This window comes from Mesorhizobium sp. M0618, from assembly GCF_040320765.1.
Classification (GTDB): Bacteria; Pseudomonadota; Alphaproteobacteria; order Rhizobiales; family Rhizobiaceae; genus Mesorhizobium.
The window spans coordinates 22,270-45,172 of the sequence record NZ_JAMYQH010000045.1; the positions used below are offsets into that span (position 1 = coordinate 22,270).

The following is a 22,903-nucleotide window of genomic DNA, read 5'->3' on the forward strand; positions in this document are numbered from 1 at the left end:
GAGATCTAAAAAAATGCCCGCCATACCGCGCAAGGACATATTGAAGAAATTCAGGGGAATGATCGACAAGGGCGTGCCGATCGTCGGCGGCGGCGCCGGCACCGGCCTGTCGGCGAAAGCCGAGGAAGCCGGCGGCATCGACCTCATCATCATCTACAATTCCGGCCGCTACCGGATGGCCGGGCGCGGCTCGGCCGCCGGCCTGCTCGCCTATGGCAACGCCAACGAGATCGTCAAGGAAATGGCCTACGAGGTGCTGCCGGTAGTCAAGAAGACGCCGGTGCTGGCCGGCGTCAACGGCACCGATCCCTTCATCATCATGCCGCTGCTGCTGGCCGAGCTGAAGACCATGGGCTTTTCCGGCGTGCAGAACTTTCCAACCATCGGTCTGTTCGACGGCAGTATGCGGCAGAGTTTCGAGGAGACCGGCATGGGCTTCGGGCTTGAGGTCGACATGATCGCTGAGGCGCACAAGCTCGACCTCTTGACCACACCCTATGTCTTTAATCCCGACGAAGCGCGCGCCATGACCAAAGCCGGCGCCGACATCGTCGTCGCTCATATGGGTGTGACGACCGGCGGTTCGATCGGCGCGACGTCGGCCAAGTCGCTCGACGACTGCGTTGTCGAGATCGACGCCATTGCCAACGCAGCCCGCTCGGTGCGCAAGGATGTCATCCTGCTTTGCCATGGCGGCCCGATCTCTATGCCGGACGACGCCCGCTACATTCTCGACCGCTGCAAGGGCCTGCACGGCTTCTATGGCGCAAGCTCGATGGAACGGCTGCCGGCGGAAGCTGCGATCGCCAGACAGACCGCTGATTTCAAATCGGTGACGTTTGGTGGCGAGAAGACCACGAAGAAAAAGAAGGGATGATGAGAGATGACCGACAAAAGCAAAGTGTTCGTGTACCCGGAGGAAGTCAGCGCCTTCGCCTTCGACTGGGGTAGGCTGGCGTTGACCGTGGCGCCCGAGGTGAATGGCGCGACCCGCTTTTCCGGCGGCGTCGTCGACCTGCCGTCCGGCAAGGGCCACACACGCCACAATCATCCCGGTGCCGAGGAAATCATCTTCGTCATCTCCGGCAACGGCGAGCAGATGGTCGAGGACGAGCAGGGCAATCCTGTAGTCGCAAAAGTCGGCCCCGGCTGCACCATCTATGTCCCGGAAAGCCGCTTTCATTCGACGCTCAACACCGGCGACGGGCCGATGCAGCTTTTCGTCGTCTATTCGCCGGCAGGGCCCGAACTGGTTTTGCGGGAATTACCGGACTTCAGGCTGCTTCCGGCGGGGCAGTGATCTTTCCTCCGTCCCGCGTTTGCTGGGAGGCCCCCTCATCCGGCCGCTTCGCGGCCACCTTCTCCCCGAGGGGAGAAGAGACGAGCATTATCGCCGGCTCCGGGTGAGGGGGCAGCAGCCTCAATACCAGCTAGGCGCTCGCACCCCTGTTCCACCCCCGGCCCCGATCACCGAACATCGCATAACCAGCATCCGTCACCGCCAGCGTGTCCTCCAGCTTGATGAAGCCGCGCGTCGGGTGGAGCATGGTTGTCTCCACCGAAAGCACCATGTTCTTCTCCAGCGGCTTGGCCGCATAGGTGCCTTCATAGGTCACCGGGTGGTTGGTCATCAGGAACGGCGCCTCATGTGTGATCAGGCCCATGCCATGGGCGAAGAAATCCGTGTAGGGCGCGACCTTCGAGGCCTTCAGCACGCCCTCGGCATGGGAAATCATGTCGCCGCCCAGCGTGCCCGCTTTGACCTTGGAGAAGGCCGCCTGCTGCACCGTCTCGACCTCGGCCAGCAAATCTCTAAGTTCGGCATCCAGTTCGCCGAGGATGCCCATGCGGCAGAGGTCGCCGATATAGCCGTGATAATTGCCGCCTGAATCGATCGACAGCACCTCGCCTTGCTTCCACGCCTGCGGTGAAGCGGCGCGGTTGTGGCTGGAGCCCAGCGTCAGCAGGCAATATTCGAAATGAATGCCGCGATTGGTTTCCTCGCGCCGCAGCTGCTCGATGATCTCGGCCTTGGTCGTGCCTTCGCGTGCCCAGGCAATGGTCGCCAGCATGGAATCGGTGATCAGTTCGGAGGCCGTGCGCAGCTTCTCCAGTTCGGCATCGGTCTTGATGGCGCGCATGCGCTCCAGCATATCGGTCGCATCGATCAGTCTGGCGTCCGGCAACGCCTTGCGGATCAGCGTATAGGCATCCGACGGCAGGAAGCCAGGCTCGATGCCGATGCGGGCGCCGGCCTTGCCGATCTTCTGCAGATGTTCGACGGCGAGATTGGCAGCGTCGAGCGTGCCCCAGCAGGCGGCGTGCAGCGTCGGCGTCCAGAACGGGTTGTTCTGATGTTCGCCGCCTTCCATGCGGTTGCCGATATAGGCGGCATGGTCCGGCCCGCCCTTTTCGTACACGACGATCGGCAGATACCGGCTGTGGCCGATCGCATCCATGGCGGCGAAGAAGATGAACTTGTAGCCGCCCAGCAGGTATTGCGTGTTGTGCTTGGAGGTGGCGAGCAGCACATCGATGCCGGCGTCCTCCATCAGCCGGTCGACCCTTGCCTGGTCGAACGGGATATTGCCGACCGCATTCTTGCCCGGAGCAATGTTCATCTCTCTCTCCCTGAATAGCCGGATCGCCGCTGTTCCGCTCCCGATCCCTTGGCAGTGGTCAAATCTGCACCATTTTGCCCGTTCTGGTCCAGCCAGAAAGAGATGAAATGTCGTCTCTCTATGTCTCTTTGTTGTCATTCGTCGCATATTCAATCAATCTGGTCCTACCAGAATGATCAAATGAGCCACGCCCTCTAAACTGGTCCAGCGGACGAAAATTTCAAAGCCAAGCGAGGATGCGCCAATTCCGTCTCTGGCGAAACCCTCGGCAAAGCTCATAATCACCGCCGCAAGGGATGCTGGCGGGCTTGCCGGCGTCCGAGGGGTATTGGCGCACCCGACCGGGTCGCGGAGAGGACGGAGTTCGATCATGTCAGGTTTCACGATTTCCAGACGCACGATGCTTGCCGGCTCGGCAATGCTGCTGGCCTCCACCGCCATGCCGACATCGGGCTGGGCGCAGACGCCGAAGAAGGGCGGGCGGCTGGTGCTTGCCGCCGATTCCGAACCGCGCAACCTCAACCCGGCGATCGTCGCCTCCAACGGCGTGTTCTTCATCTCCAGCAAGATCGTCGAAACGCTGGCCGAAGCCTCATTCGACGGCAAGGACGGGCTTGCGCCACGGCTGGCGCTGAGCTGGGAAGGTGCCGCCGACGGGCTCTCGGCGACGTTCAAACTGCGCGACGGCGTCAAATGGCATGACGGCAAGCCGTTCACCTCGGCCGACGTCGCCTTTTCGGCGCTGCAGATCTGGAAGCCGCTGCAGAATCTCGGCCGCACTGTGTTCAAGGATCTGGCCAACGTCGACACCCCTGACGATCTCACCGCCGTCTTCAAATTCGCCAAGCCGACGCCGTTCCAGCTGATCCGCAACGCGCTGCCGGCGCTGAGCAGCGTGGTGCCGAAGCACATCTACGAGGTCGGCAAGATCGAGGAAAACCCGGCCAACAACGCGCCCGTCGGCACCGGGCCGTTCAAATTCGGCGAGTACAAGGCCGGCCAATATTACCGGCTGACCAAAAACACCGACTACTGGGGCAAGGACGAGCCCTATCTCGACGAGATCATCTATCAGGTGCTGCCGGATCGCACGTCAGCGGCGAGCGCGCTGGAGGCTGAAGAGATCCAACTGGCGGCCTTCTCCGCCGTGCCGCTGGCCGACCTCGACCGCATCTCCAAGGTGCCAGGCCTGAAGGTGATCTCCAAGGGTTACGAAGGGCTGACCTATCAGCTCGTCGTCGAGATCAACCATCGCCGCAAGGAACTGGCCGACCTGAAAGTGCGCCAGGCGATCGCGCACGCCATCGACAAGGATTTCGTCGTCAAGACGGTGTTCCTCGGCTATGCCGCCACGGCCACCGGTCCGGTGCCGAAGAACGATCCGCAATTCTACACCGCCGATGTGCCGACCTATGCCTTCGACGTCGCCAAGGCCAACGCGCTGCTCGACGAGGCCGGCTACAAGAAAGGTCCGGACGGCAAGCGCTTCACGCTAAAACTGCTGCCTGCGCCCTATTTCAACGAGACCAAGCAGTTCGGCGACTATCTGCGCCAGGCGCTCGCCGCCATCGGCATCGACGCCCAACTGGTCAACAACGACTCGGCCGCGCACATCAAGGCGGTCTACACCGACCACGCCTTCGACCTCGCGGTCGGCCCGCCGGTGTTCCGCGGCGACCCGGCGATCTCGACCACCATCCTGGTGCAGAGCGGCATTCCGGACGGCGTGCCGTTCTCCAACCAGGGCGGCTACAAGAACGACGCGCTCGACGCGCTCATCGCCAAGGCATCAGAAACGCTCGACACATCAGCCCGCACCGACCTCTACAAGGAATTCCAGAAGGAGGTGGCCACCGACCTGCCGCTGATCAACGTCGCCGAATGGAGTTTTATCAGCGTCGCGCGCGACACTGTCGGCAACATAGCAAACAACCCGCGCTGGGCGGTGTCGAACTGGGCGGACACGTATCTGGAATCGTGACAGAATTGCGCGGATGAAAGTTCGCGAGAAAAGGGGAATTTGGCCGAAGGCCGAGTTCCTTCACACCCCCCTCTGTCCTGCCGGACATCTCCCCCGCAAGGGGGGAGATCGGCTATTTGTCCGCCCCGCCAATTATGCAACCTCGAAAATTGGCGAAGCCGTCGGTGACATCCAATCTCCCCCCTTGCGGGGGAGATGTCCGGCAGGACAGAGGGGGGTGCCCAGACACCGCACCTCTCACGATCAGGCCGGCGTCCTTTTCCCATGACCCGCGCCCTCACGCTCATCCGCCGTCGCCTCGTCGGCAGCATCTTCGTGCTGCTGATCGTCGTCATAGGCACCTTCCTGCTGCTCGAAGCAGCTCCCGGCGACGCGGTCGACGCCTATATCGTCTCGACCGGCGGCGACGCCGGCATGATCGAGCTGTTGCGTCATCGCTGGGGTCTCGACCAGTCGGAGCTGACGCGGCTCGCCAATTACCTCTGGGCGCTGCTGCATCTCGACCTCGGCCAGTCGGTGACCTTCTCCCGGCCGATCCGCGACGTCATCCTCGAGCGCCTGCCCAACACGCTGCTGTTGATGGTCAGCGCCACCGCGCTTTCCTTCGGGCTCGGCTCGGCACTCGGCATCTATGCCGGCGCGCGGCCGGGCAGTTTTCGCGATCGCTTCCTGTTGATCGGTTCGCTGGCGCTTTATGCCGTGCCTGGGTTCTGGCTCGGACTGGTGCTGATCGTCGTCTTTGCCGTCGATCTGCGCTGGCTGCCGATCGGCGGCATCGAGACGTTGGCCTCTGACAAGACCGGCCTTGATCGCGTCGCCGACATCGCTGTCCATCTTATCCTGCCCGTTTCCGCCCTCGGCTTCATCTATCTGGCGCTCTATCTGCGCATGATGCGCGCCGGCATGGCCGAGGTCTGGCGGCAGGATTTCGTCCTGGCCGCACGCGCCAAAGGGTTGTCACGCCGTCGCATCGTGCTCGCCCACGTCGCCCGCAATGCGCTGCTGCCGCTGGTCACCATGCTCGGCCTGCAGTCGGCGCAGATGCTCGGCGGCAGCGTCGTCATCGAGAGCGTCTTTTCCGTGCCCGGCCTCGGCCGGCTGGCGCAGGAGGCGGTCGCCTCCCGCGACACCCCGCTTCTGCTCGGCATTATCCTCACCAGCGCCGTCCTGGTCATCGTTATCAATTTGCTCGTCGACATCGCCTACGCCTTCCTCGATCCGCGCGTCGGCGCGAGCGAGGCCCGCGCATGAGCCCGCTCCGCCGCTTTCTGCGCGTGCCTGAGGCGGTTGCCGGTGCCATCCTCCTCGCGGCGCTGATTGCCATGGCGCTGTCGGCGTCGCTGCTGTTCCCAGGCGATCCCCAAGCCATCGCCGGCCCCGCACTGCTGCCGCCGTTCCAGGACTGGTCGCTGCCGCTCGGCACCGACCGGCTTGGCCGCAACGTGCTGGCCGAGCTTTTTCATGGCGCCCGCACGTCGCTGGCCGTCGGGCTCGCGGCCGCGGCGGCGGCACTTGTCGTCGGCGCGGTGGTCGGCACATTGGCCGGCTTTGCCGGCGGCCTCGTCGACGAGGTGCTGATGCGCGTCACCGACGCCTTTCAGACCGTGCCGAGCTTCCTGTTGGCGCTGGCCTTCGTCAGCGTCGTCGGACCGTCGCTCGGCGTCGTCGTGATTGCCATCGCTCTCGGCACCTGGACCGGACCGGCTAGAGTAGCCCGCGCTGAAGTCCTCTCCATTCGCGAACGCGATTATGTCGCCGGGGCCAGGGTCATCGGCATGCACCCGCTGGCGATCGCCTTTCGCGAGGTGCTGCCCAACGCCTTGCCACCGGTGCTGGCGATGTCGTCGGTGATCGTCGCCGCCGCGATCCTCACCGAAGCGGCCTTGTCTTTCCTCGGCTTGGGCGACCCCAACCGGGTCACCTGGGGCGGCATGATAGCAGAAGGCCGCGCCGTGCTGCGCACCGCGCCCTTCCTGTCGATCGTCCCGGGCATAGCGTTGGTTCTGACCGTGCTCGGCGTCTATCTCGCTGGTGAAGGCATCGTCGAGACGACGGCAGTCAGGAGAGGCCTTTCGTGACCGCCCTGGCTACGATCCGCGACCTGACGGTGACCTACCGCCGCGACGGCAGCGAGGTGGCGGCACTGAAGAGCGTCAGCCTCGACATCGCCGCTGGCGAACGCCTCGCCATCATCGGCGAAAGCGGCTCGGGCAAGAGCACGCTGGCACTGGCCATTGCCGGGCTGCTGCCGGCTTCTGCCAAGGTTGGAGGTCGCATCGATTGGTTTTTGTCCTCATCGGGCGCCAAGGCACCCCCCTCTGTCCTGCCGGACATCTCCCCCGCAAGGGGGGAGATTACGCTCTCACCTCTGCCTTCGCCAATCACCAATGTCGCGGAAGGGGAGCGGTCGGCGAAGCTGCTGATCTCCCCCCTTGCGGGGGAGATGTCCGGCAGGACAGAGGGGGGTGTGACGGAACGCCAGCCTTTCAAACCCGAACTCAACAAAATCCCCCGCCTCGGCCGCGACATCGGCTTCGTCTTCCAGGACCCGTCCGCCAGCCTCGATCCGGTGATGACCATCGGCAAGCAAATCGCCGAAGTGGCGCGCACGCATCTCGGCCTCACCTGGTCCCAGTCCTATGCCAGGGCCAAAAGCCTGCTCGAGCGCGTCCGCCTGCCAGATCCGGACTCGGCCTTGCGCGCCTTCCCGCATCAGCTCTCCGGCGGCCAGAAGCAGCGTGTGGCGATCGCCGCCGCCATTGCGGCCGGTCCGAAGTTGCTGATCGCCGACGAAGCGACCAGCGCGCTCGATACCATCGTGCAGGCCGAGATCGTCGCCTTGATCAGACGACTGGTGAACGAGGACGGCATGACGCTGCTGTTCATCAGCCATGACATCGCGCTGGCGGCCGAGCTTGCCGAGCGCATCGCCGTTTTCCGTCATGGCCAGTTGGTCGAGCTTGGCATGACGGCGCAGATTGTCGGCGCCCCGGCCCAGCCCTATACGCGTGCATTGCTCGACGCCCATATAGGCCTCGACACCAGGCCGTTGCTGAACCGAGCCAGGCTCCACGCATGAGCCTGCTGGCGGTGTCCAACCTCACCAAGCGCTACCGTCGCGGCGGCAAGACCATCGCTGCCGTCGACGATGTCTCCTTTCACATCGACCCCGGTGAGACGCTGGCGTTGGCCGGACCTTCGGGCAGCGGCAAGTCGACGATCGCGCGGTTGGTGCTGCGATTGATCGAGCCGGACGACGGACGCATCGAATTCGAAAGCGACGATTTCCTGGCCTTGAGCGGCGCCGCGCTGCGAGCACGCCGCGCACGCCTGCAAATGGTGTTCCAGGATCCATTGGCCGCCTTCAACCCTCGCGCCACGGTGGCGCGTGTGCTCGACGATCCCTTGCGCATCCATGGCATCGCCTCCCGCGCCGAGCGCCCGCGCCGCATCGCCGCGTTGCTGGAGCGCGTCGGGCTGACGGCTAATCTCGCGCCGCGCGCCATTCATGAAATCTCCGGCGGCCAGCGGCAGCGTGTCGCCATTGCCCGCGCCATCGTCACGAAGCCGTCGCTGATCGTGCTCGACGAGGCGGTGTCGGCGCTTGACGTCTCCGTGCGCGGGGAGATCCTCGAGCTTTTGCTCGACCTGCAACGCCAGGAAAAGATCGCCTATCTCTTCATTTCACATGATCTCGGCGTCATCAGGTCGGTCGCCCACCGCGTCATCCTTCTCGACGCCGGCCGAATTGCCGAAAACGGCGATGCCCAAACCGTCATCGGCGCGCCGCAATCAGCCATCGGCAAGGCGCTGGTGGCGGCCGCGCCAAGATTGAACCGGGCCGGACCATGATCCCGAAAAGTGAGATCGCAGGCATGACAGCCCAGCATTTGCTTTGCCCAAGGCACCGAGACGGGACGGCGTCGGCACCGATGACCTACCGGGGCGTCGCCGCCCGCGAAATCTTGATGCGGCTGGCGTCGGCCGGCCTCGATTGAGTTCCGGCCGCCACCACCCGTTCGCTCAATAGCCGACGGTGAAGCGCTGCCTGATGTGGGCCGGCTTCTCGATCTCATCGACCATGACGATCGCGTAGTCCTCGAAGGAAATGCTGCTCCCCTTGTCGGAGGCGAGAAGCGTGTCCTTGCCGAGGCGGAATTTGCCGGTGCGCTCGCCCGGCACGAACATCGCGGATGGCGACAGGAACGTCCAATCGAGGTCGCTGACCGTCTTCAATCTGTCGAGAAAGTCGGCGCCCTTCTGCGCTTCTGCCTTGTAGATCGCCGGGAAGTCGGGGCTATCGACCAGCCGCTTGCCCGGTGCGGCTTCGAGACTGCCGGCGCCGCCGACGACGAGATAGCGCTTCACGCCGGAGGCCCGCACAGCGGCAATCAGCGTGTCGGCGTCGCTGTCCAGAAAATGCACCGTGCTGATCACCACATCATGGCCGCGGATCAGATCGGCAAGACCCTGCTCGTCGAAGACGTCGCCCTTCCTGGCCGTCACGCGTGGCAGCGCCGCGATCTTTTCCGGGTTGCGCGCAATGCCGGTGACGGTGTGGCCGCGATCGGAGAGTTCTTTGAGAAGGCGCGAACCAACTGCGCCGGATGCACCAATGAGAGCGACTTTTGCCATGTCTTTCAGTTCCCTTGTTGAAGATTTGCTGGGGATCACGCCGCCGCGATATGGGCGACGAGATTGTCGAAGCTGCCGAATAGTGCGTTCGAACCGATGAGCCGGGGCGCATCGTTGCGGATGACCGCCAGCGAAGGCACGCCATCGGCATGCAGGCGCTGTAACAGCGCGCGGCCGCGGCCGACCATCTCGCGGTAGGCCGTCAGCAATGTTTCGGTCGGCGCCTTGAGCATCTCGGCGGCGTCCGCCATGCCGGCGGCGGCGAGCACCTCGGCCACACCGCCGATCGTCACGACATCGCGTCCATCCACGTAGCGCGCCCGCTGGATCGTCTTCAGCGCGGCAAGCCGGCGGCTGGGATCTTCCAGGCCGGCGGCACTGATACCGAGCGTGGCGGCATGCGAGTCGAGCAGGGTTCCGCGGACGCCAAGGACATTGTGCCGGTAGGCCGGTGTGAACACTTGTCCGGTCAGGCGCTCGATGCGCTGGTCGTTCGCCCAGGCATGGGCGGCAAAACCTTCATCCATCGGACGCGCGCCGGCGCCGGAGAACAGGCCGGTCGGCAGCAGTTCGACGTTCAGGCCGGCGGCCGGCAACCGGTCGAGCATCGGGGTGGCGCCATAGCACCAGCCGCAGAGCGGATCGAAAAGATAGGTCACTTCTGAATTGCTCATAGTCGCTGCCATTCCTGTCCGGCCACCGGACTCATCGAGGCCGTCGCTCGTATGTGGCAGACGGCGGCCTTGCGATAAATGGCGCCCAATTATACAAACTGTCTGATCTGATCATACAAAGGGCAGCCAGCTTGGCCGAACTTCTGAACCTCAATCGGCTGGCTTATTTCACCACGGTGATGGAAACCGGCTCGTTCACTGCCGCGGCCGACCGGCTTGGCGTCGCCAAGGCCGTGGTCAGCCATCAGATCGGCAAGCTCGAAGAGGAGCTGGGCGCAACGCTGCTGCAGCGCACGACCCGGCGTGTCACGCCGACCGAAGAGGGTCGCCTCTTTTATGACCGCGCGATGATCATCCTGCGCGAAGCGGAGGCGGCCTATGGCGAAATCTCGCGCGGAGCCGTCGAACCGAGCGGAACGCTGAGGCTCACGGCGCCACTCGACTACGGCACCAAGATGGTGGCTCCGGTCATGGCGGCCTATCTCAGAACCTATCCGCATATGCGCGTCGAGGCGATCTTCGACGACGCCGTCAGCAATCTGGTGGACGAGCAGATCGATCTCGGCATCCGCGTCGGCTGGCTCACCGATTCCTCGAACCAGGCGCGGCGCCTGGGGACGATCCGGCAGATCGTGGTGGCGAGCCCTGGCTTCGCGGCGAGCCTGCCGCCCGACGTGACGCCGCGCCAGGCAAGATCGCTGGCCTGGGTCGGCAACACCCAGTTGCGCGGCATCGGCCAATGGCTGTTTTCCAGGGACGGCGAAACGGTGCTGACCGAACTCAATCCGGTCGTCATGTGCGACAAGAGCCCCGCCGCCCTGGCTTGTGTGCTCGCCGGCATCGGGCTCGGCGTCTTTCCGGACTACAGCGTCAGCGACGATATCGCCGAGGGGCGACTGGTGCCGGTGTTTGCCGACTGGAGCCTGCCGTCAGGCGGCATCCACGCGGTCTTTCCGCCGGCCAGGTTCCGGCCCGCCAAGGTGCGCACCTTCGTCGATCTGCTCGCGGCGGCCGAGAGACGGCGATCGCGCGGTGTTGCCGCGGCCTGAAGCCGATGGCGGTCAGCGGGCCTCTTGCAGGATCATCTCGGCTGCCTTTTCCGCGATCATGACGACCGGCGAGTTGGTGTTGCCCGAGACGATTGTCGGCATGATCGAGGCATCGACCACGCGCAGCCCGCCAAGCCCGTGAACACGCAGGGCCTCGTCGACCACCGCCATCGTATCCGAACCCATCTTGCAGGTGCCGACGGGGTGGAAAATCGTCGTGCCGATATCGCCGGCCTTGCGGATGAGCTCTTCGTCGCTGTCATACTGCGTGCCGGGCAGCATCTCTTCCGGCGCAAAGCGCGCCACCGCTTTTGCCTTCATCAGACTGCGGACATGGCGCAACGACGCGACGGCCACGCTGCGGTCCCCCTCGGTGGAAAGATAGTTCGGGCGGATCTTCGCCGCCTCCCGCACATCGGCTGAACCCATGTGCACGCTGCCCCGGCTTTCGGGGCGCAGATTGCAGACCGAGACGGTGACCGCGGGAAAGCGATGCAGCGGCTCGCCCAGACGGTTGGTGCTCAGCGGCTGCACGTGATATTCGAGATCGGGCGTTGCGAGGCGTGGATCGCTCCTGGCGAAGATGCCGAGCTGGCTCGGCGCCATCGACAGTGGCCCGCTGCGCTTGAGCGCGTATTCCAGCCCCATCGACGCACGGCTGACCAGATTGTGGTAGCGCTGGTTGAGCGTGGCGGTGTTGGCGACCTTGAAGACGGTGCGAATCTGCAAATGGTCCTGCAGGTTTTCTCCAACGCCCGGCAAGGCATGACGAACATCCAGGCCGATGCTCGAAAGCAGGTCGGGGCGGCCCACCCCCGACAGTTCGAGCAGCTTCGGCGAGTTGATGGCACCGGCCGCAAGGATCGTCTGTCCAGCGCGGATCTGGTGTAGGCGGCCGCCTTGGCGGAAAACCAGTCCGGTGACGCGCCGGCCGTCGAATTCGAGCCGTTCGGTCTCCGCGCCGAGCACCACGCGCAGGTTCTTGCGCCCCGCGATGCCGCGCAAAAACGCCTTCGACGTGTTCCAGCGCACGCCCTTCCTTTGGTTGACCTCGAAATAACCCGAGCCTTCATTGGTGCCGGTGTTGAAGTCTTCGGTGCGCGGAATGCCGAGTTCCTCGGCAGCGTCCCGAAAGGCGTCGAGGATCGGCCACGACAGCCGCTGCCGTTCGACCCGCCACTCGCCGCCACCGCCGTGCATGGCACTCTTGCCGCCGTGATAGTCTTCCGATTTGAGGAAATAGGGCAACACGTCGTCCCAGCCCCAGCCGGCATTGCCGGCCTGCCGCCAACCATCATAGTCGGCAGCCTGGCCTCGCATGTAGATCATGCCGTTGATCGATGAACAGCCGCCGAGCACCTTGCCGCGCGGATAGTTGAGGCTGCGTCCATTGAGACCGGCTTCCGGCTCGGTCTTCATCATCCAGTCGGTGCGCGGATTGCCCATGCAGAAGAGGTAGCCGATCGGGATATCGACCCAGTGATAACGGTCACTGCCGCCAGCCTCGAGCAGCAGCACATTGTTGCGCGGATCGGCCGAAAGCCGGTTGGCGAGCACGCAGCCGGCGGAACCGGCGCCGACGATGACGTAATCGTAATTGCCGAACGGGGACGGTGGAGCCTCGGTCACGTGCGCGCCTGCTGTCCGGCGATGCGCTCCCACATCGGGGTCATCGCCTGGTTGATCTCGCCGTACAGTCGATACCGCCGTGCGTATGCGTGAGCAACCGTCTCGTTGGGTACAAAATGTCGGGCCGCCGCTGTCATGGCGGCGGCACCGGCATTGTAATCCGCGAAGATGCCGACGCCGGTGCCCGCCGCGATCGCCGCTCCCAGGGCGCCGGTTTCGCGGCTGCGCGCCACGGTGACGGGCACGCCGAGCACATCGGCGAATATCTGCGGCCACACGCTGCTGCGCGAGCCCCCGCCCGACAGCACCACCTGGTCGAAATCGGCGCCCGCTTTGTGCAAGGTCTCGACATGGCGCTTGTGCTCGAAGGCGACGCCCTCGAACAGCGCACGCAGCAGATGGGCCCGGCTGTGCCAGCCGGCGATGCCGTAGAACCCGGCGCGCGCATGGCCATTCTGCTGCGAGCCGTAGAGGAAGGGATGATAGATCGGGATGTCGCTGTTGGGATCGACTGACGCCACCAGTTCGCTGCACAATTCGAACGGCGACTTGCCGGCTTCGCCGCCATGTTCGAGGAATTCGCGAACGATCCATTCGAGATTGGCGGCCGAGGTCGCGCTGGATTCGATCGCCAGATAGCGCTGGCGATCGAAAGTCGACAGCATGAAGATCGAAGGGTCGCGGATCGGTTCGTCGGTGATGATCTGGTTGATGCTCCAGGTTCCAGCGATAACCGAGGCGGCGCCGGTTCTGGTCACGCCCGAACCGACCGCGCTGGCGACGACATCGAATAGCCCGGCGACGACCGGCGTGCCGATGCGCAGTCCAGTCAGGGCCGCCACCTCCGCGCCCACATGGCCGGCAATGTCGGCCGATTCCAGCACTGGCGGCAGCAGGTCCACGCAATCGCCGAGCCCATAGGCGGCAAGCAGGTCCGGCTCGTAGCGACGGTCCCGCATCTGCAGCAGGCCGCAGCCCGACATATCTGAAGTATCGCTGCTGCGCGCACCGGTCAGGCGGTTGACGACGAAATCCTTGCACAGGAACACAGTTCCGATGCTGGCAAACAAAGCCGGCGAAAAGCGCTTGAGCCAGGCTAGCAGGGTCGGCGTCTGCGCCGCCCACGGCCGTTGCAGGCAATGTGCATAGGTGCGGTCGCCGACATTCTCTTTTGCCCATTCGGCGACGATGTCGACCGCGCGTGTATCGAGCGACTGGATGCCGATCAACGGCGCACCCTCGCGATCGAGCGCGTAGAGCCCGTTGCCATGACCGGCGCAGCCGATGGCAACGATCTCGCGGGCGTCGATACCGGCTTCAGCGATGCATTGGCCGATGACCGAAACCGCGTTGCGCCAGAGTTCGTCGAGGTCGCGTTCGACATGTCCGGGCTTTGGCATGGACGAGCGGCCGTCACGGGCGGCGAATGCCAGCTCGCGGCCGGACAAGTCGAAGAGGATGGCCTTGATGACGGTGTTGCCGGCATCGAGGCCGAGGATGTAGCTTGCCATTGACGCCTCCCGAGGCCGCAGCCTATGCCTGGTTGTACAGATCCCAGGCCACGCCGCCATTGGCATCGTCATGAATGATCGCCATCAGCCCGCGCACGACGGCGCTCGGGTTGGCATGCTGGTAGATGTTGCGGCCATAGACCATGCCAAGCGCACCCTGTGCCATCAAGGCAGCCGACTTGTCGAACACGGCACGCAGATCCTCCTTGCCGCCGCCGCGCACCAGCACCGGGCAGCGCGCCGCCTCGACGACGCGGTGGAAGTCGTTGGGATCGGTGGTCGGATCGGCCTTGACGATATCGGCACCCATCTCGCGGGCAAGCCGGGTCAAGGTGACGATCTTTTCGGCATCGCCGTCGACCATGTAGCCGCCATGCTCTGCGACCGGCAGCATGGCCAGCGGCTCGATCATCAGCGGCAGGCCGTATTTCTCGCAATCGGCGCGCACGCGGGCGATGTTCTGCACGCATTGCCGGAACAGGTCCGGCTCGTCGGGCAGCATGAACAGATTGACCACGACGCAAGCCGCATCCATCTCGATGGCGCCAAGCAAGGGCTCGGCTTCGTTCTGCAGCACCGCCCACATCGCTCGGTGGCGTATCCTGTTGTAGGGATTGCCCATGTCGATGCGCATCACCAGCGCCGGCTTGTCCTTGCCAGGCACGGCCTGCAGCAGGTCGGCCTGGCCGTAGTTCATCTGGATGGCGTCGGGGCCGGCCTTGACCAGTTGGTTGACGACGCTGGCCATGTCTTCCAGCCCGGCAAGGAAACTCGGCTCGTTGCAGACGCCGTGATCGATGGCGACGTCGAGACAGCGGCCGCCGCCGAACAGACGGTTCATGCGGACTTTCTTGTTTACGCGCATAGGGCGCTCCTTTGATGCGTCTGGAGATCGATGCCGTGCCGGTAGGCCAGCAAGGTGAGGAAGGTCGAGCGCTCAATGGCGGCCTCGCTGGCGCTCCAGCCCTTGTGCGCCGCCAGCATGTCGAGAACGGCATTGACGAGGTCGAAGCTGAGACCGCCCGAAATGGCGATGGTGGTGCGGCGCAGGAACAGGTCGGCGAGGCACTCGACCTGCTCGCGCTCGATGATGCGCCCTATCTCGCTTGCCGAATAGTCCGACCGCGGCAGCATCTGTTCGCCCGCCGGGTGCGAAACGAAATCCCTGGCCGACGTGCCATAGCGTTGCAGAAGTGTGTGCGCGCGATCGACCGGCAGGCCATGCTCGGCAGCGAATGACGCGTACCAGGCGTCCGGATCGGTGGGAAAATCGCGGCCGCCACCGATGGCCATGTCCTGCGTTCCCTGGCTGCGCGCGAGGCCGAGCCGCTTCAGCGCCATGTCGGCGGCCAGCGCTCCAAACGAACGGAAGGTGGTCCACTTGCCGCCGATCATGCACAACGTCGCCGGCAGATGCCCGCTCGCTTCCACGAACTCGCAAAAATGATCGCGCGGTATGCGGCTCGTAAAACTGTCCTCGCTGGCCGGCAAAGGACGCACGCCGGCGAAGCGGAACACGATCTGGTTTTCGGTAACCTTGATCGAGGGAAAGACGAAAGCGAGCGACTGCAGGATGTAGCGCTGCTCGTCCTCCTCGCAACGGACTAGGTCTGGATCATCGACCCGGATGTCGGTCGAGCCAATCAGCACCTTGCCCAGATAGGGAAACAGGATGCAGATGCGACCGTCCTCGTTTTCGTAATAGACCATGTGGCCGCCGAGTGCGTCGAACAGTTCGCTGTTGTCGACGATCAGATGCGAGCCCTTGGTACCGCCCATCATCGTCTGCGCCGTCGCCCCGATGGCCTTGTTGGTCAGGTCGATCCAGCCACCGGTGGCGTTGATGACCAGTTGCGCCCGCACCGGCAACTTTTCGCCGGTCAGCGTGTCGGTGATGACAAGGCCGTCGCCGGTCGACGACGCCTGAGCGTAGTTCAGGGCGCGCGCGTTCGCCCCGCTCGTCGTGGCGTCCAGCAGCATCTCCAGGCCGAGGCGCTCGGGCCGGCTCACCCAGGCGTCGTAATAGGTCGCCGAATTGCGGATCGCCGGGTTGATCGCCGGCCATGTCTTCAGGGTTTCGGCGCGGCCCCTGAACCGGTGCGTCGGCATCAAACGCCGTGCAGCGGTGAAAAGGTCATACATGGCAAGCCCGGCTTTGATGACCAGCGCCCCGCGCCGGCTGGGCCGCCGCGTCAGCCCCAGGAAACGCACCGCACCGTTGGCGAGGCCGGAAAACATATCAAAGATCGGCACCGTCGTCGGCAATGGGGCCACATAGTGCGGCGCATTCCTCAGCAGCCGGTCGCGTTCGAGCAGCGATTCGCGCACCAGTTTGAATTCGCCGTTTTCGAGGTAGCGCAGGCCGCCATGCACCATGCGCGACAGGGCGGCACTGGCACCACTGCAATAGTCGCCCTTTTCCGCCAGCACGACATCGACCCCTTGCAAGGCCAGTTCGCGAAAGACGCTGATGCCGTTGATGCCGCCACCAATGACGAGCACGGCAATGTCCGGCCGGTCGCGCAGACCGGCGATTGTATGACTACGCTTCATCGGGGCTGTTGCCTTTTTTTCTCAGGCATCCATCGCGGTGAGATGTGCGGCTGCCGCGGCGTCGATTGCCGCAAGCTCGCTTGCGGCAAGCGTGATCTCCCCGGCCCGTGCATTGTCGAGCGCCTGCTCAGGATTGCGTGCGCCGCACAGGGCGAAGGTGATGCCCGGCTGGGCGAGCGTCCAGGCGATGACGATCTGCGCCATCGACGCCTGGTGGCTTTCCGCGATCGGGGCGATTGCCTCTTTCAGCTTTGCGACCTTCTGCCGGTTGGCCGTGGAGAAGCGTGGGTTGTCCTTGCGTTGGTCGTCGCCGCCGAATGTGCGCTCAGGGTCGACCGTGCCGGTAAGTAGCCCCAACCCCAGCGACGAGTAGCTGAGGGTGGCAATGTCATGGCGGCGGGTGATCGGCAGCAGGCTGCTCTCGATGTCGCGGTCGATCATCGAATAGCGCTCCTGGATCGCATCGAGCTGGCCGGCATCGATATACTGGCCAAGATCCTCGGCGCTGATGTTGCTGGCGCCAATGGCGCGGATCTTGCCGGCCGCCTTGAGCTTTTCCAGCGCCGCCATCGTCTCGGCGATCGGGGTCGTCGGATCCTGCCAATGGGTGATGTAGAGGTCGATGTAGTCGGTGCCCAGACGCCGCAGGCTCTGCTCGACCTCATAGGCGATGCCATCGGCGCCGAGATAGCGATGCACAGGCTTGTCGTCCTGATCGAAGAAATGGCCGCCCTTGCCCGAATGCCAGTTCAACCCGCATTTGGTCGCGATCACCACTTTGTCGCGCTTGCCCTTGATGGCGGTGCCGACGATCGCCTCGCTGCGGCCAAGACCGTAGGCCGGCGCTGTGTCGATCAGGCTGAGGCCGGCATCGATCGAGGCTTCGATCGCCTTGACCGACTCCTTCTCGTCGGTGCCGCCCCACATCCACCCGCCAATCGCCCAGGTGCCCAGGCCTACAGCCGACGCCGATATGCCGGACTTGCCGATCTGCCGCTGGATCTGTCGAGAATTCATGCTACCTCCTGTTCGGCCAGCTCGAGGATCTGGAGCCCCGTGGCCTCGTCCGTGACGATGGTGTCGAGATGGTTGCCGCGCAGGGCGGCGAGGATCGGCGCGACCTTGCTGGGGCCGCTTGCAATGCCGATCGAGCGCGGGATGGTCGCGAACTCGTCAAGCGTCAACGAGACCAGCGAACGGTTGAGCGAGTAGTTGCAAAGCTTGCCCTGGCGGTCGATGAGATGAGCGAGCAGCTCGCCTGTCGCCCCGGACTTCTCGATCGCCTGGCGATCGGCATTCGAGGACGGATGCAGGTCGTAGTAGCTGGAATCGTCGGTCAGGATGGAGCCGACACCCACCACCGCGACATCCGCCTCGCGCGCCTTGCGAAACACGTCGGCGACGGAGCTGATGCCCATCAGCATTTCGCGCTGCTGCGCGGTGTCGGCAAACAGCGGCGCATGGATCTGGTAAGCGCGGCCGCCGAGCTTGTCGGCCATCAGCGAGGCGACGTGGTTGACGTCGGTATAGTGCTTGCCCTGCACCAGGCCGGTTGCGGGAATGATCTCGACGTCGTATCGGCGCCCCGGCTTGAGACCGGCGACCAGCGCGCTGACGCCCTTGCCGCCGGTGATCGAGATCGTGTCGCCGTCCTTGATGGTGTCGAGCAGCAGCCCAGCCGCCGCCTCGCCGACCCGCTGCAGGGCCGTGTGCGGATTTTCGGAAACCGACGGCACCACCATCGCCCGCTCGATGCCGCCCAGCGCAACCAGCCGCGCTTCCAGGTCGACCAGATGGTCGATCGGCGACTTGATCTTGATCTCGACGAGGCCGAGCTGGTGGCCGCGCTTGATCAGCCGGTTGACCGTCGCGTGCGAGAGGCCGAGTTCCCCGGCGATCTCGGCCTGGGTCTTGCCTTCGATATAATGCAGGACAAGCGCCTGGTGCATCTGACGAACAGCGGCGATGTCGTCGCGGGTGTTGGGAGGGGCCATGGTCTTGCTTCGCCGCCTTTGAGGTTCAGGACTTCTTGCGGTGCAGGAAGTGATCGATCGACACCGCCGCCAGCAGGATGCATCCCTTGATCATGTCCTGCCAATAGACCGAGACATCGAGCAGGATAAGCGAGCTCGTCACCACCGACAGCAACGCCATGCCGAGGATCGCTCCGAAGATGGTGCCCGAGCCGCCATTCAGCGAGGCGCCGCCGATGACGGCCGCGGCGATGATGTTGAGCTCCATGCCGGCGCCGAAGGTCGGCGTCGCCGCGCCAAAGCGCGCCATGTAGATCACACCGGCCAGTCCAGCGAGGGTCGAGCACAGCACCGTGACCCAGAACTTCACCTGATTGGTCCTGATGCCGGAGAACTGCGCGGCCTTCTCGTTGGAGCCGGTGTAGAAAACCTTGCGGAAGGCCGTGGCGCGACGCAGCAGGAAGTCGAAGATGGCCACCACGACGATGAAGATCAGGATGACATAGGGGATGTTGTTGAAACTGCCCTGGCCGATGGCCTTGAAGGCCGGCGGCAGGGTGAACAGCGACAGCGGCGTGCCCTTGGTGACCACCAGGCACATGCCCCGCACGATGACCATGGCCGCCAGCGACGTGATGAAATGATTGAGGCCTATCACGGTCACGAAGAAGCCCATCGCCGCGCCGATCAGCGCGCTGACGCCGATGCCGATCAGGCTTGCCGTCCAGGGGTCGAGACCGGCGAGGAACAGCGCACCCGAGACCACCATCGAGAAACATACGACCGAGCCGACGGAAAGGTCGATGCCGCCGACGATGAGCAGGATCGTCATGCCGACGACGACGATCCCTTCGATGGAGAAGCTCATCAGCATGGCGCGGAAATTGCCCCATGTCAGGAAGTGCGGCGAGGCGAAGCTCATGGCGATGCACAGCGCCAGGATGATGACGATCAGCCCGGCCTCGCGCATCGAGGCGAGCTGAGCGAGATTGATGCGCCGCCCGGCGGCCTTGATCTCGGCGTGCACGAGCGCTTCTCCTGATTCCCTAGGCGACATTCTGGGCCTGCCTTTGATTTGAACTATCCTGAACGCCAGAGGCGAGCATGATGATGGCTTCCTCGCCGAGGTCGTCGGCGGTGAGTTCGCCGGCGATCCTGCCTTCGCGCACCACGAGAACGCGGTCACACAAACCGATCAGCTCCGGCAGTTCCGACGAGATAACGATGACGCCGACACCGCTGCCGGCAAGCTGGCGCAGCAGCCGGTGGATCTCGACCTTGGCGCCGACATCGATCCCGCGCGTCGGCTCGTCCATGATGATGACCTTGGGACTGACGGACAGCTGCCTGGCGATGGCAACCTTCTGCTGGTTGCCACCGCTCAGCGTCGAGACGGCGGCCTCGATGCCGGCCATGCGCACGCCAAGCCTGCCGGTCAGTTCCCTCGCCTGACGATCCTCGGCCTTGCGGTCGAGCAGGCCGAGGCGCCCGGTGAGCCGGCCAAGGTCGAGCGCGGAGATGTTCGCCGCGATCGGCAGATCGAGGAATACGCCGGAGCCTTTGCGATCCTCAGAGAGATAGACCAGTCCCGCCTTGACCGCATCGCCATAGCCGCGTAGCCGGAGCTGCTTTCCGTCGAGCGCGACGGTTCCAGAGGTCATTGGCCTGAGGCCGCAGACCGTCTGTGCGATCTCGCTGCGGCCGGCGCCGATCAGGCCGCCTATGCCCAGGATTTCGCCGGCGCGAAGCTGCAGATCGACGTCGGCGAAGCGGCGCCCATCGGAAAGCCCCTTGACCGAGAGGAGCAGACGCCCAAGCTCTTGCGGCGCCAGCTTGTCGGGATAGAGCTGGGTGATTTCGCGGCCCACCATCTTGCGCACGACATCGTCCGGTGAGACGGCGGCGACCTGATCGGTCGCCACGTAGCGGCCGTCGCGGAAGACGGTGACGCGGTCGCAGAGCGAGAATATCTCGGCCATGCGGTGGCTGATATAGACCACCGAAATGCCACGTTCCTTGAGCCCGCGCACGATCGAGAACAGGCGCTGCGCTTCGCTTTCGGTCAGCGCCGCGGTCGGCTCATCAAGCATCAGCACCTTGCAGTCGAGCGTCAGCGCCTTGGCGATCTCGACAAGCTGCTGGTTGGAAATGGAGAGGTCGGCGACCCTGGTACGCACCGGAATGGGTGCGAGAAGATCCATCACTTTCTGGGCGTCGGCGTAGAGCTTCTGGAAATTCATCAGCGGCGCGCGCCGGCTGTTGATCGCGGCCATGTAGATGTTTTCGGCAACGGTGGCGTCCTGACACAGCGCGATTTCCTGGTGGACAAGCGCAATGCCGAGGCGTTGGGCGGCCGCGGGCGAGTGGATCGAAACACGCTCACCATCGATCAGGATGTCGCCCTCGTCGGGCTGCAATACACCGGCGATCATGTTCATCAGCGTCGACTTGCCGGCGCCGTTCTCTCCGCACAGTGCATGGATTTCGCCGCGCCGCAGCTCGAACCGTACGTCGCTCAGCGCCTTGACCGGGCCGAACGCCTTGGACAGGCCACGGATTTCAAGAATAGGCGCCTGGGTCACGCCGTGCTCCTGCAATGAACCTGCGGGGAGGAAGGAGGCCGAAGCCTCCTTCCCGGTTAATCCGGCCATGCCGAGGCCGGGCGGCGAGATCGAGACTATTCCTCGATGCCCTTGGTGCCGCGACGCTTGAGGTACTTGTCCCAGTAGAAGTCGTCCGCATTGTCCTTGGAGACGATGGAGAAGCCATTGTCGACGAAGGGCACGCTCATCGGGTTGAAGCCGGAACGCTTGGCGTCGTTCATCGGGTCGATCAGGCCGGGATGCTTGGCCATCCACAACAGCATGAAGCCCATATAGCCCTGCATGCCCTGGTTTGGATTGACCGAGCCGAAAATCTCGCCGGCCTTGATCATGTCGAGGATCTTGGCATTAACGTCGGCGAGCATGACACGGATCTTGCCACCGCCTTCCTTGGCGGCCTGGGCAGCGCCGATGGCCGAGTTGGCCTCCGGCATAAACACGGCGCCAAGATCAGGATGCGCCTGCGCCAGGCTCAGAACCGCCTGATAGGCCTTAGTCGGATCCTGGTTCGAAGCGGCGCGGCCCACGAGCTTCATGTCAGGCCATTTGGCTTCCATGCGGGCAACGAACGCGTTGACGCGCTTGTCGTGGTTGTCCTGACCGGGATTCTCCAGCACCGCATATTCGCCCTTGCCGTCCATCGCCTTGGCAACGGCGTCGGCGGCATAGGTGCCTTCGGCATTGTTGTCGGAAGTGATGTAGGAGACGCGCTTGGAATTCGGCGAGTCGGCGGCGAAGGTCACCACCGCGGTGCCCTGTTCGATGGCGCGATTGATCGGCTCGATGAACGGATCGGAATTCATCGGGTGTACCAGTATGCCGGCAGGCTTCTGCGCCAGCGCCTGGTCGAAGGTCGCGATCTGCTTGTTGACGTCGTATTCCGGCGTACCCGTATAGGCGGTCTCGCAGCCGAACTGCTGGCCGGCCTGCTTGAACATTTCATAGACCGGGAACCAGTATTCGACGCCCGAGACCATGACGTTCATGACGTATTTTTCACCCGGCTCGCATTTGAACGGGTTGGGGGTTTCGGCGCGTACCTGCATCGACCCAAAGCAGGTCGATGCAGCCGCCGCGATTGCGAGCGTGCTCAGAAATTTGCGCAAGTTTCCTCCCTTGGCCGAAGCCATCCTCAATGACCGTCGCAGACGCTCAGCGAGCGCTGCCGTATGGATTTGATGATGCCGACCTTCCTCCGAAAGCCGACGATCGGGACATTACAGCCTCGGCACATGTTGTCAATATAATTCACATATTGAAATATATTTCACGACCTCCTTCGGGGACCTATACGCTCCGATCGACGAAGCTGGTCGCGGGCCGCCAAGGTGCCGTACGGGCTAGGCAGGGCCTTTCCGGCCTTTGGCCGCGAACCGCGGAGAGTGTGGTTAGAGTATCGGCACCCAGGAGCTCGCGTGGTGCCCTCCCGCCGGCCGCGTCTTTATCGCGTGAAGCCACGATCTTGTCTTTGATAGCATCTATTCCGGGCGCGGCGTGACGCTCTCCATGTCGCTTAGCCAAGAAGTCTGCTGCTGCGTCGGCTTACGGCAGCCTTCGGACCATCCGGCGTATTCCGAGAAGCTTCGGCAGTCCCCCGAATGCGAACGGCCCGCTGGCTGGTGCCTGGGGGACTGTTGTTTGGTGCAGATTGGTTTGCGGGGGACGGGATTGGGT

General features: G+C 64.1%; 21 protein-coding genes. 8 read left to right on the forward strand and 13 right to left on the reverse strand.

The genetic code is table 11. The features are described 5' to 3' along the window. Positions 1-13: 13 nt before the first annotated feature. Together NKJ04_RS31175 and NKJ04_RS31180 are read left to right on the forward strand one after the other, a co-directional pair. Entirely contained in the window at positions 14-877 is an 864-nt protein-coding gene (locus tag NKJ04_RS31175) for a phosphoenolpyruvate hydrolase family protein (protein WP_352440813.1), read from the forward strand. Positions 878-883: 6 nt separating this feature from the next. Beyond that, positions 884-1,300, forward strand: coding sequence for a cupin domain-containing protein (locus NKJ04_RS31180; RefSeq protein WP_352440812.1), 417 nt, complete (start codon positions 884-886; stop codon positions 1,298-1,300). A 130-nt stretch (positions 1,301-1,430) separates the two neighbouring features. On the opposite strand, the gene NKJ04_RS31185 is transcribed toward NKJ04_RS31180, so the two are convergent. Continuing rightward, positions 1,431-2,621 carry a M24 family metallopeptidase gene (locus NKJ04_RS31185; RefSeq protein WP_352440811.1) on the reverse strand — a complete coding sequence of 397 codons (1,191 nt, stop codon included), beginning with the start codon at positions 2,619-2,621 and terminating at the stop codon, positions 1,431-1,433. Positions 2,622-2,774: 153 nt separating this feature from the next. Continuing rightward, the gene (locus NKJ04_RS31190; protein ID WP_352440810.1) at positions 2,775-2,993 is read right to left on the reverse strand and encodes a hypothetical protein; all 219 of its coding nucleotides are present in this window, start codon (positions 2,991-2,993) and stop codon (positions 2,775-2,777) included. On the opposite strand from NKJ04_RS31190, the gene NKJ04_RS31195 reads away from it, so the two are divergent. From NKJ04_RS31195 to NKJ04_RS31215, 5 genes are all read left to right on the forward strand, one after another. Then, the gene (locus NKJ04_RS31195) at positions 2,992-4,602 is read left to right on the forward strand and encodes an ABC transporter substrate-binding protein (RefSeq protein WP_352440809.1); all 1,611 of its coding nucleotides are present in this window, start codon (positions 2,992-2,994) and stop codon (positions 4,600-4,602) included. The two genes, NKJ04_RS31190 and NKJ04_RS31195, sit on opposite strands and share 2 nt — an antisense overlap. Before the next feature lie 264 nt (positions 4,603-4,866). Continuing rightward, positions 4,867-5,853, forward strand: a complete 987-nt coding sequence (locus tag NKJ04_RS31200) for an ABC transporter permease (RefSeq protein WP_352440808.1) — start codon at positions 4,867-4,869, stop codon at positions 5,851-5,853. Then, on the forward strand, positions 5,850-6,680 hold the full coding sequence (locus tag NKJ04_RS31205) for an ABC transporter permease (RefSeq protein ID WP_352440807.1): 831 nt from the start codon (positions 5,850-5,852) through the stop codon (positions 6,678-6,680). Before NKJ04_RS31200 ends, NKJ04_RS31205 begins: the two co-directional genes overlap by 4 nt. Next, positions 6,677-7,681 (forward strand): ABC transporter ATP-binding protein, encoded by a 1,005-nt coding sequence (locus NKJ04_RS31210; RefSeq protein ID WP_352440806.1) that lies wholly within the window; start codon positions 6,677-6,679, stop codon positions 7,679-7,681. Before NKJ04_RS31205 ends, NKJ04_RS31210 begins: the two co-directional genes overlap by 4 nt. Beyond that, complete coding sequence (locus NKJ04_RS31215) at positions 7,678-8,454, forward strand: ABC transporter ATP-binding protein (RefSeq protein WP_352440805.1); 777 nt, start codon at positions 7,678-7,680, stop codon at positions 8,452-8,454. Before NKJ04_RS31210 ends, NKJ04_RS31215 begins: the two co-directional genes overlap by 4 nt. A 171-nt stretch (positions 8,455-8,625) precedes the next feature. Here NKJ04_RS31215 and NKJ04_RS31220 read toward each other — a convergent pair whose 3' ends face one another. Together NKJ04_RS31220 and NKJ04_RS31225 are read right to left on the reverse strand one after the other, a co-directional pair. Continuing rightward, a complete protein-coding gene (locus NKJ04_RS31220) occupies positions 8,626-9,237 on the reverse strand; it encodes an NAD(P)-dependent oxidoreductase (protein ID WP_352440804.1) in 612 nt (203 codons plus the stop codon). 35 nt (positions 9,238-9,272) lie between these two features. Beyond that, the gene (locus NKJ04_RS31225; RefSeq protein ID WP_352440803.1) at positions 9,273-9,911 is read right to left on the reverse strand and encodes a DsbA family protein; all 639 of its coding nucleotides are present in this window, start codon (positions 9,909-9,911) and stop codon (positions 9,273-9,275) included. A 131-nt stretch (positions 9,912-10,042) separates the two neighbouring features. On the opposite strand from NKJ04_RS31225, the gene NKJ04_RS31230 reads away from it, so the two are divergent. Then, positions 10,043-10,960, forward strand: a complete 918-nt coding sequence (locus NKJ04_RS31230) for a LysR family transcriptional regulator (RefSeq protein WP_352440802.1) — start codon at positions 10,043-10,045, stop codon at positions 10,958-10,960. A 12-nt stretch (positions 10,961-10,972) separates the two neighbouring features. Here NKJ04_RS31230 and NKJ04_RS31235 read toward each other — a convergent pair whose 3' ends face one another. The 9 genes from NKJ04_RS31235 to NKJ04_RS31275 all read right to left on the reverse strand — a co-directional run bounded on the left by NKJ04_RS31235 (position 10,973) and on the right by NKJ04_RS31275 (position 22,335). Next, entirely contained in the window at positions 10,973-12,589 is a 1,617-nt protein-coding gene (locus NKJ04_RS31235) for a GMC family oxidoreductase (RefSeq protein WP_352679537.1), read from the reverse strand. Next, on the reverse strand, positions 12,586-14,100 hold the full coding sequence (locus tag NKJ04_RS31240) for an FGGY-family carbohydrate kinase (protein WP_352679540.1): 1,515 nt from the start codon (positions 14,098-14,100) through the stop codon (positions 12,586-12,588). Before NKJ04_RS31240 ends, NKJ04_RS31235 begins: the two co-directional genes overlap by 4 nt. A gap of 22 nt (positions 14,101-14,122) precedes the next feature. Then, entirely contained in the window at positions 14,123-14,965 is an 843-nt protein-coding gene (locus tag NKJ04_RS31245) for a class I fructose-bisphosphate aldolase (protein ID WP_023812428.1), read from the reverse strand. Further along, positions 14,956-16,653 (reverse strand): glycerol-3-phosphate dehydrogenase/oxidase, encoded by a 1,698-nt coding sequence (locus tag NKJ04_RS31250; RefSeq protein ID WP_352679543.1) that lies wholly within the window; start codon positions 16,651-16,653, stop codon positions 14,956-14,958. Before NKJ04_RS31250 ends, NKJ04_RS31245 begins: the two co-directional genes overlap by 10 nt. A 21-nt stretch (positions 16,654-16,674) precedes the next feature. Then, a complete protein-coding gene (locus NKJ04_RS31255) occupies positions 16,675-17,670 on the reverse strand; it encodes an aldo/keto reductase (protein WP_023812426.1) in 996 nt (331 codons plus the stop codon). After that, on the reverse strand, positions 17,667-18,647 hold the full coding sequence (locus tag NKJ04_RS31260; RefSeq protein WP_023812425.1) for a sugar-binding transcriptional regulator: 981 nt from the start codon (positions 18,645-18,647) through the stop codon (positions 17,667-17,669). The genes NKJ04_RS31255 and NKJ04_RS31260 overlap by 4 nt, the downstream gene beginning before the upstream one ends. Before the next feature lie 25 nt (positions 18,648-18,672). Beyond that, positions 18,673-19,596 (reverse strand): ABC transporter permease, encoded by a 924-nt coding sequence (locus NKJ04_RS31265; RefSeq protein WP_236383556.1) that lies wholly within the window; start codon positions 19,594-19,596, stop codon positions 18,673-18,675. A 76-nt stretch (positions 19,597-19,672) separates the two neighbouring features. Further along, complete coding sequence (locus tag NKJ04_RS31270) at positions 19,673-21,208, reverse strand: sugar ABC transporter ATP-binding protein (protein ID WP_352679546.1); 1,536 nt, start codon at positions 21,206-21,208, stop codon at positions 19,673-19,675. A gap of 95 nt (positions 21,209-21,303) precedes the next feature. After that, on the reverse strand, positions 21,304-22,335 hold the full coding sequence (locus tag NKJ04_RS31275) for a substrate-binding domain-containing protein (protein WP_013529471.1): 1,032 nt from the start codon (positions 22,333-22,335) through the stop codon (positions 21,304-21,306). Between the last annotated feature and the right edge of the window lie 568 nt (positions 22,336-22,903).

Coding starts and splice junctions, on each gene's coding strand:
- NKJ04_RS31240 (WP_352679540.1), bottom strand. CDS start 14,100: ATGGCAAGCTACATCCTCGGCCTCGATGCCGGCAACACCGTCATCAAG.
- NKJ04_RS31255 (WP_023812426.1), bottom strand. CDS start 17,670: ATGAATTCTCGACAGATCCAGCGGCAGATCGGCAAGTCCGGCATATCG.
- NKJ04_RS31220 (WP_352440804.1), bottom strand. CDS start 9,237: ATGGCAAAAGTCGCTCTCATTGGTGCATCCGGCGCAGTTGGTTCGCGC.
- NKJ04_RS31185 (WP_352440811.1), bottom strand. CDS start 2,621: ATGAACATTGCTCCGGGCAAGAATGCGGTCGGCAATATCCCGTTCGAC.
- NKJ04_RS31190 (WP_352440810.1), bottom strand. CDS start 2,993: ATGATCGAACTCCGTCCTCTCCGCGACCCGGTCGGGTGCGCCAATACC.
- NKJ04_RS31205 (WP_352440807.1), top strand. CDS start 5,850: ATGAGCCCGCTCCGCCGCTTTCTGCGCGTGCCTGAGGCGGTTGCCGGT.
- NKJ04_RS31200 (WP_352440808.1), top strand. CDS start 4,867: ATGACCCGCGCCCTCACGCTCATCCGCCGTCGCCTCGTCGGCAGCATC.
- NKJ04_RS31250 (WP_352679543.1), bottom strand. CDS start 16,653: ATGAAGCGTAGTCATACAATCGCCGGTCTGCGCGACCGGCCGGACATT.
- NKJ04_RS31215 (WP_352440805.1), top strand. CDS start 7,678: ATGAGCCTGCTGGCGGTGTCCAACCTCACCAAGCGCTACCGTCGCGGC.
- NKJ04_RS31195 (WP_352440809.1), top strand. CDS start 2,992: ATGTCAGGTTTCACGATTTCCAGACGCACGATGCTTGCCGGCTCGGCA.
- NKJ04_RS31175 (WP_352440813.1), top strand. CDS start 14: ATGCCCGCCATACCGCGCAAGGACATATTGAAGAAATTCAGGGGAATG.
- NKJ04_RS31225 (WP_352440803.1), bottom strand. CDS start 9,911: ATGAGCAATTCAGAAGTGACCTATCTTTTCGATCCGCTCTGCGGCTGG.
- NKJ04_RS31180 (WP_352440812.1), top strand. CDS start 884: ATGACCGACAAAAGCAAAGTGTTCGTGTACCCGGAGGAAGTCAGCGCC.
- NKJ04_RS31260 (WP_023812425.1), bottom strand. CDS start 18,647: ATGGCCCCTCCCAACACCCGCGACGACATCGCCGCTGTTCGTCAGATG.
- NKJ04_RS31265 (WP_236383556.1), bottom strand. CDS start 19,596: ATGCGCGAGGCCGGGCTGATCGTCATCATCCTGGCGCTGTGCATCGCC.
- NKJ04_RS31245 (WP_023812428.1), bottom strand. CDS start 14,965: ATGCGCGTAAACAAGAAAGTCCGCATGAACCGTCTGTTCGGCGGCGGC.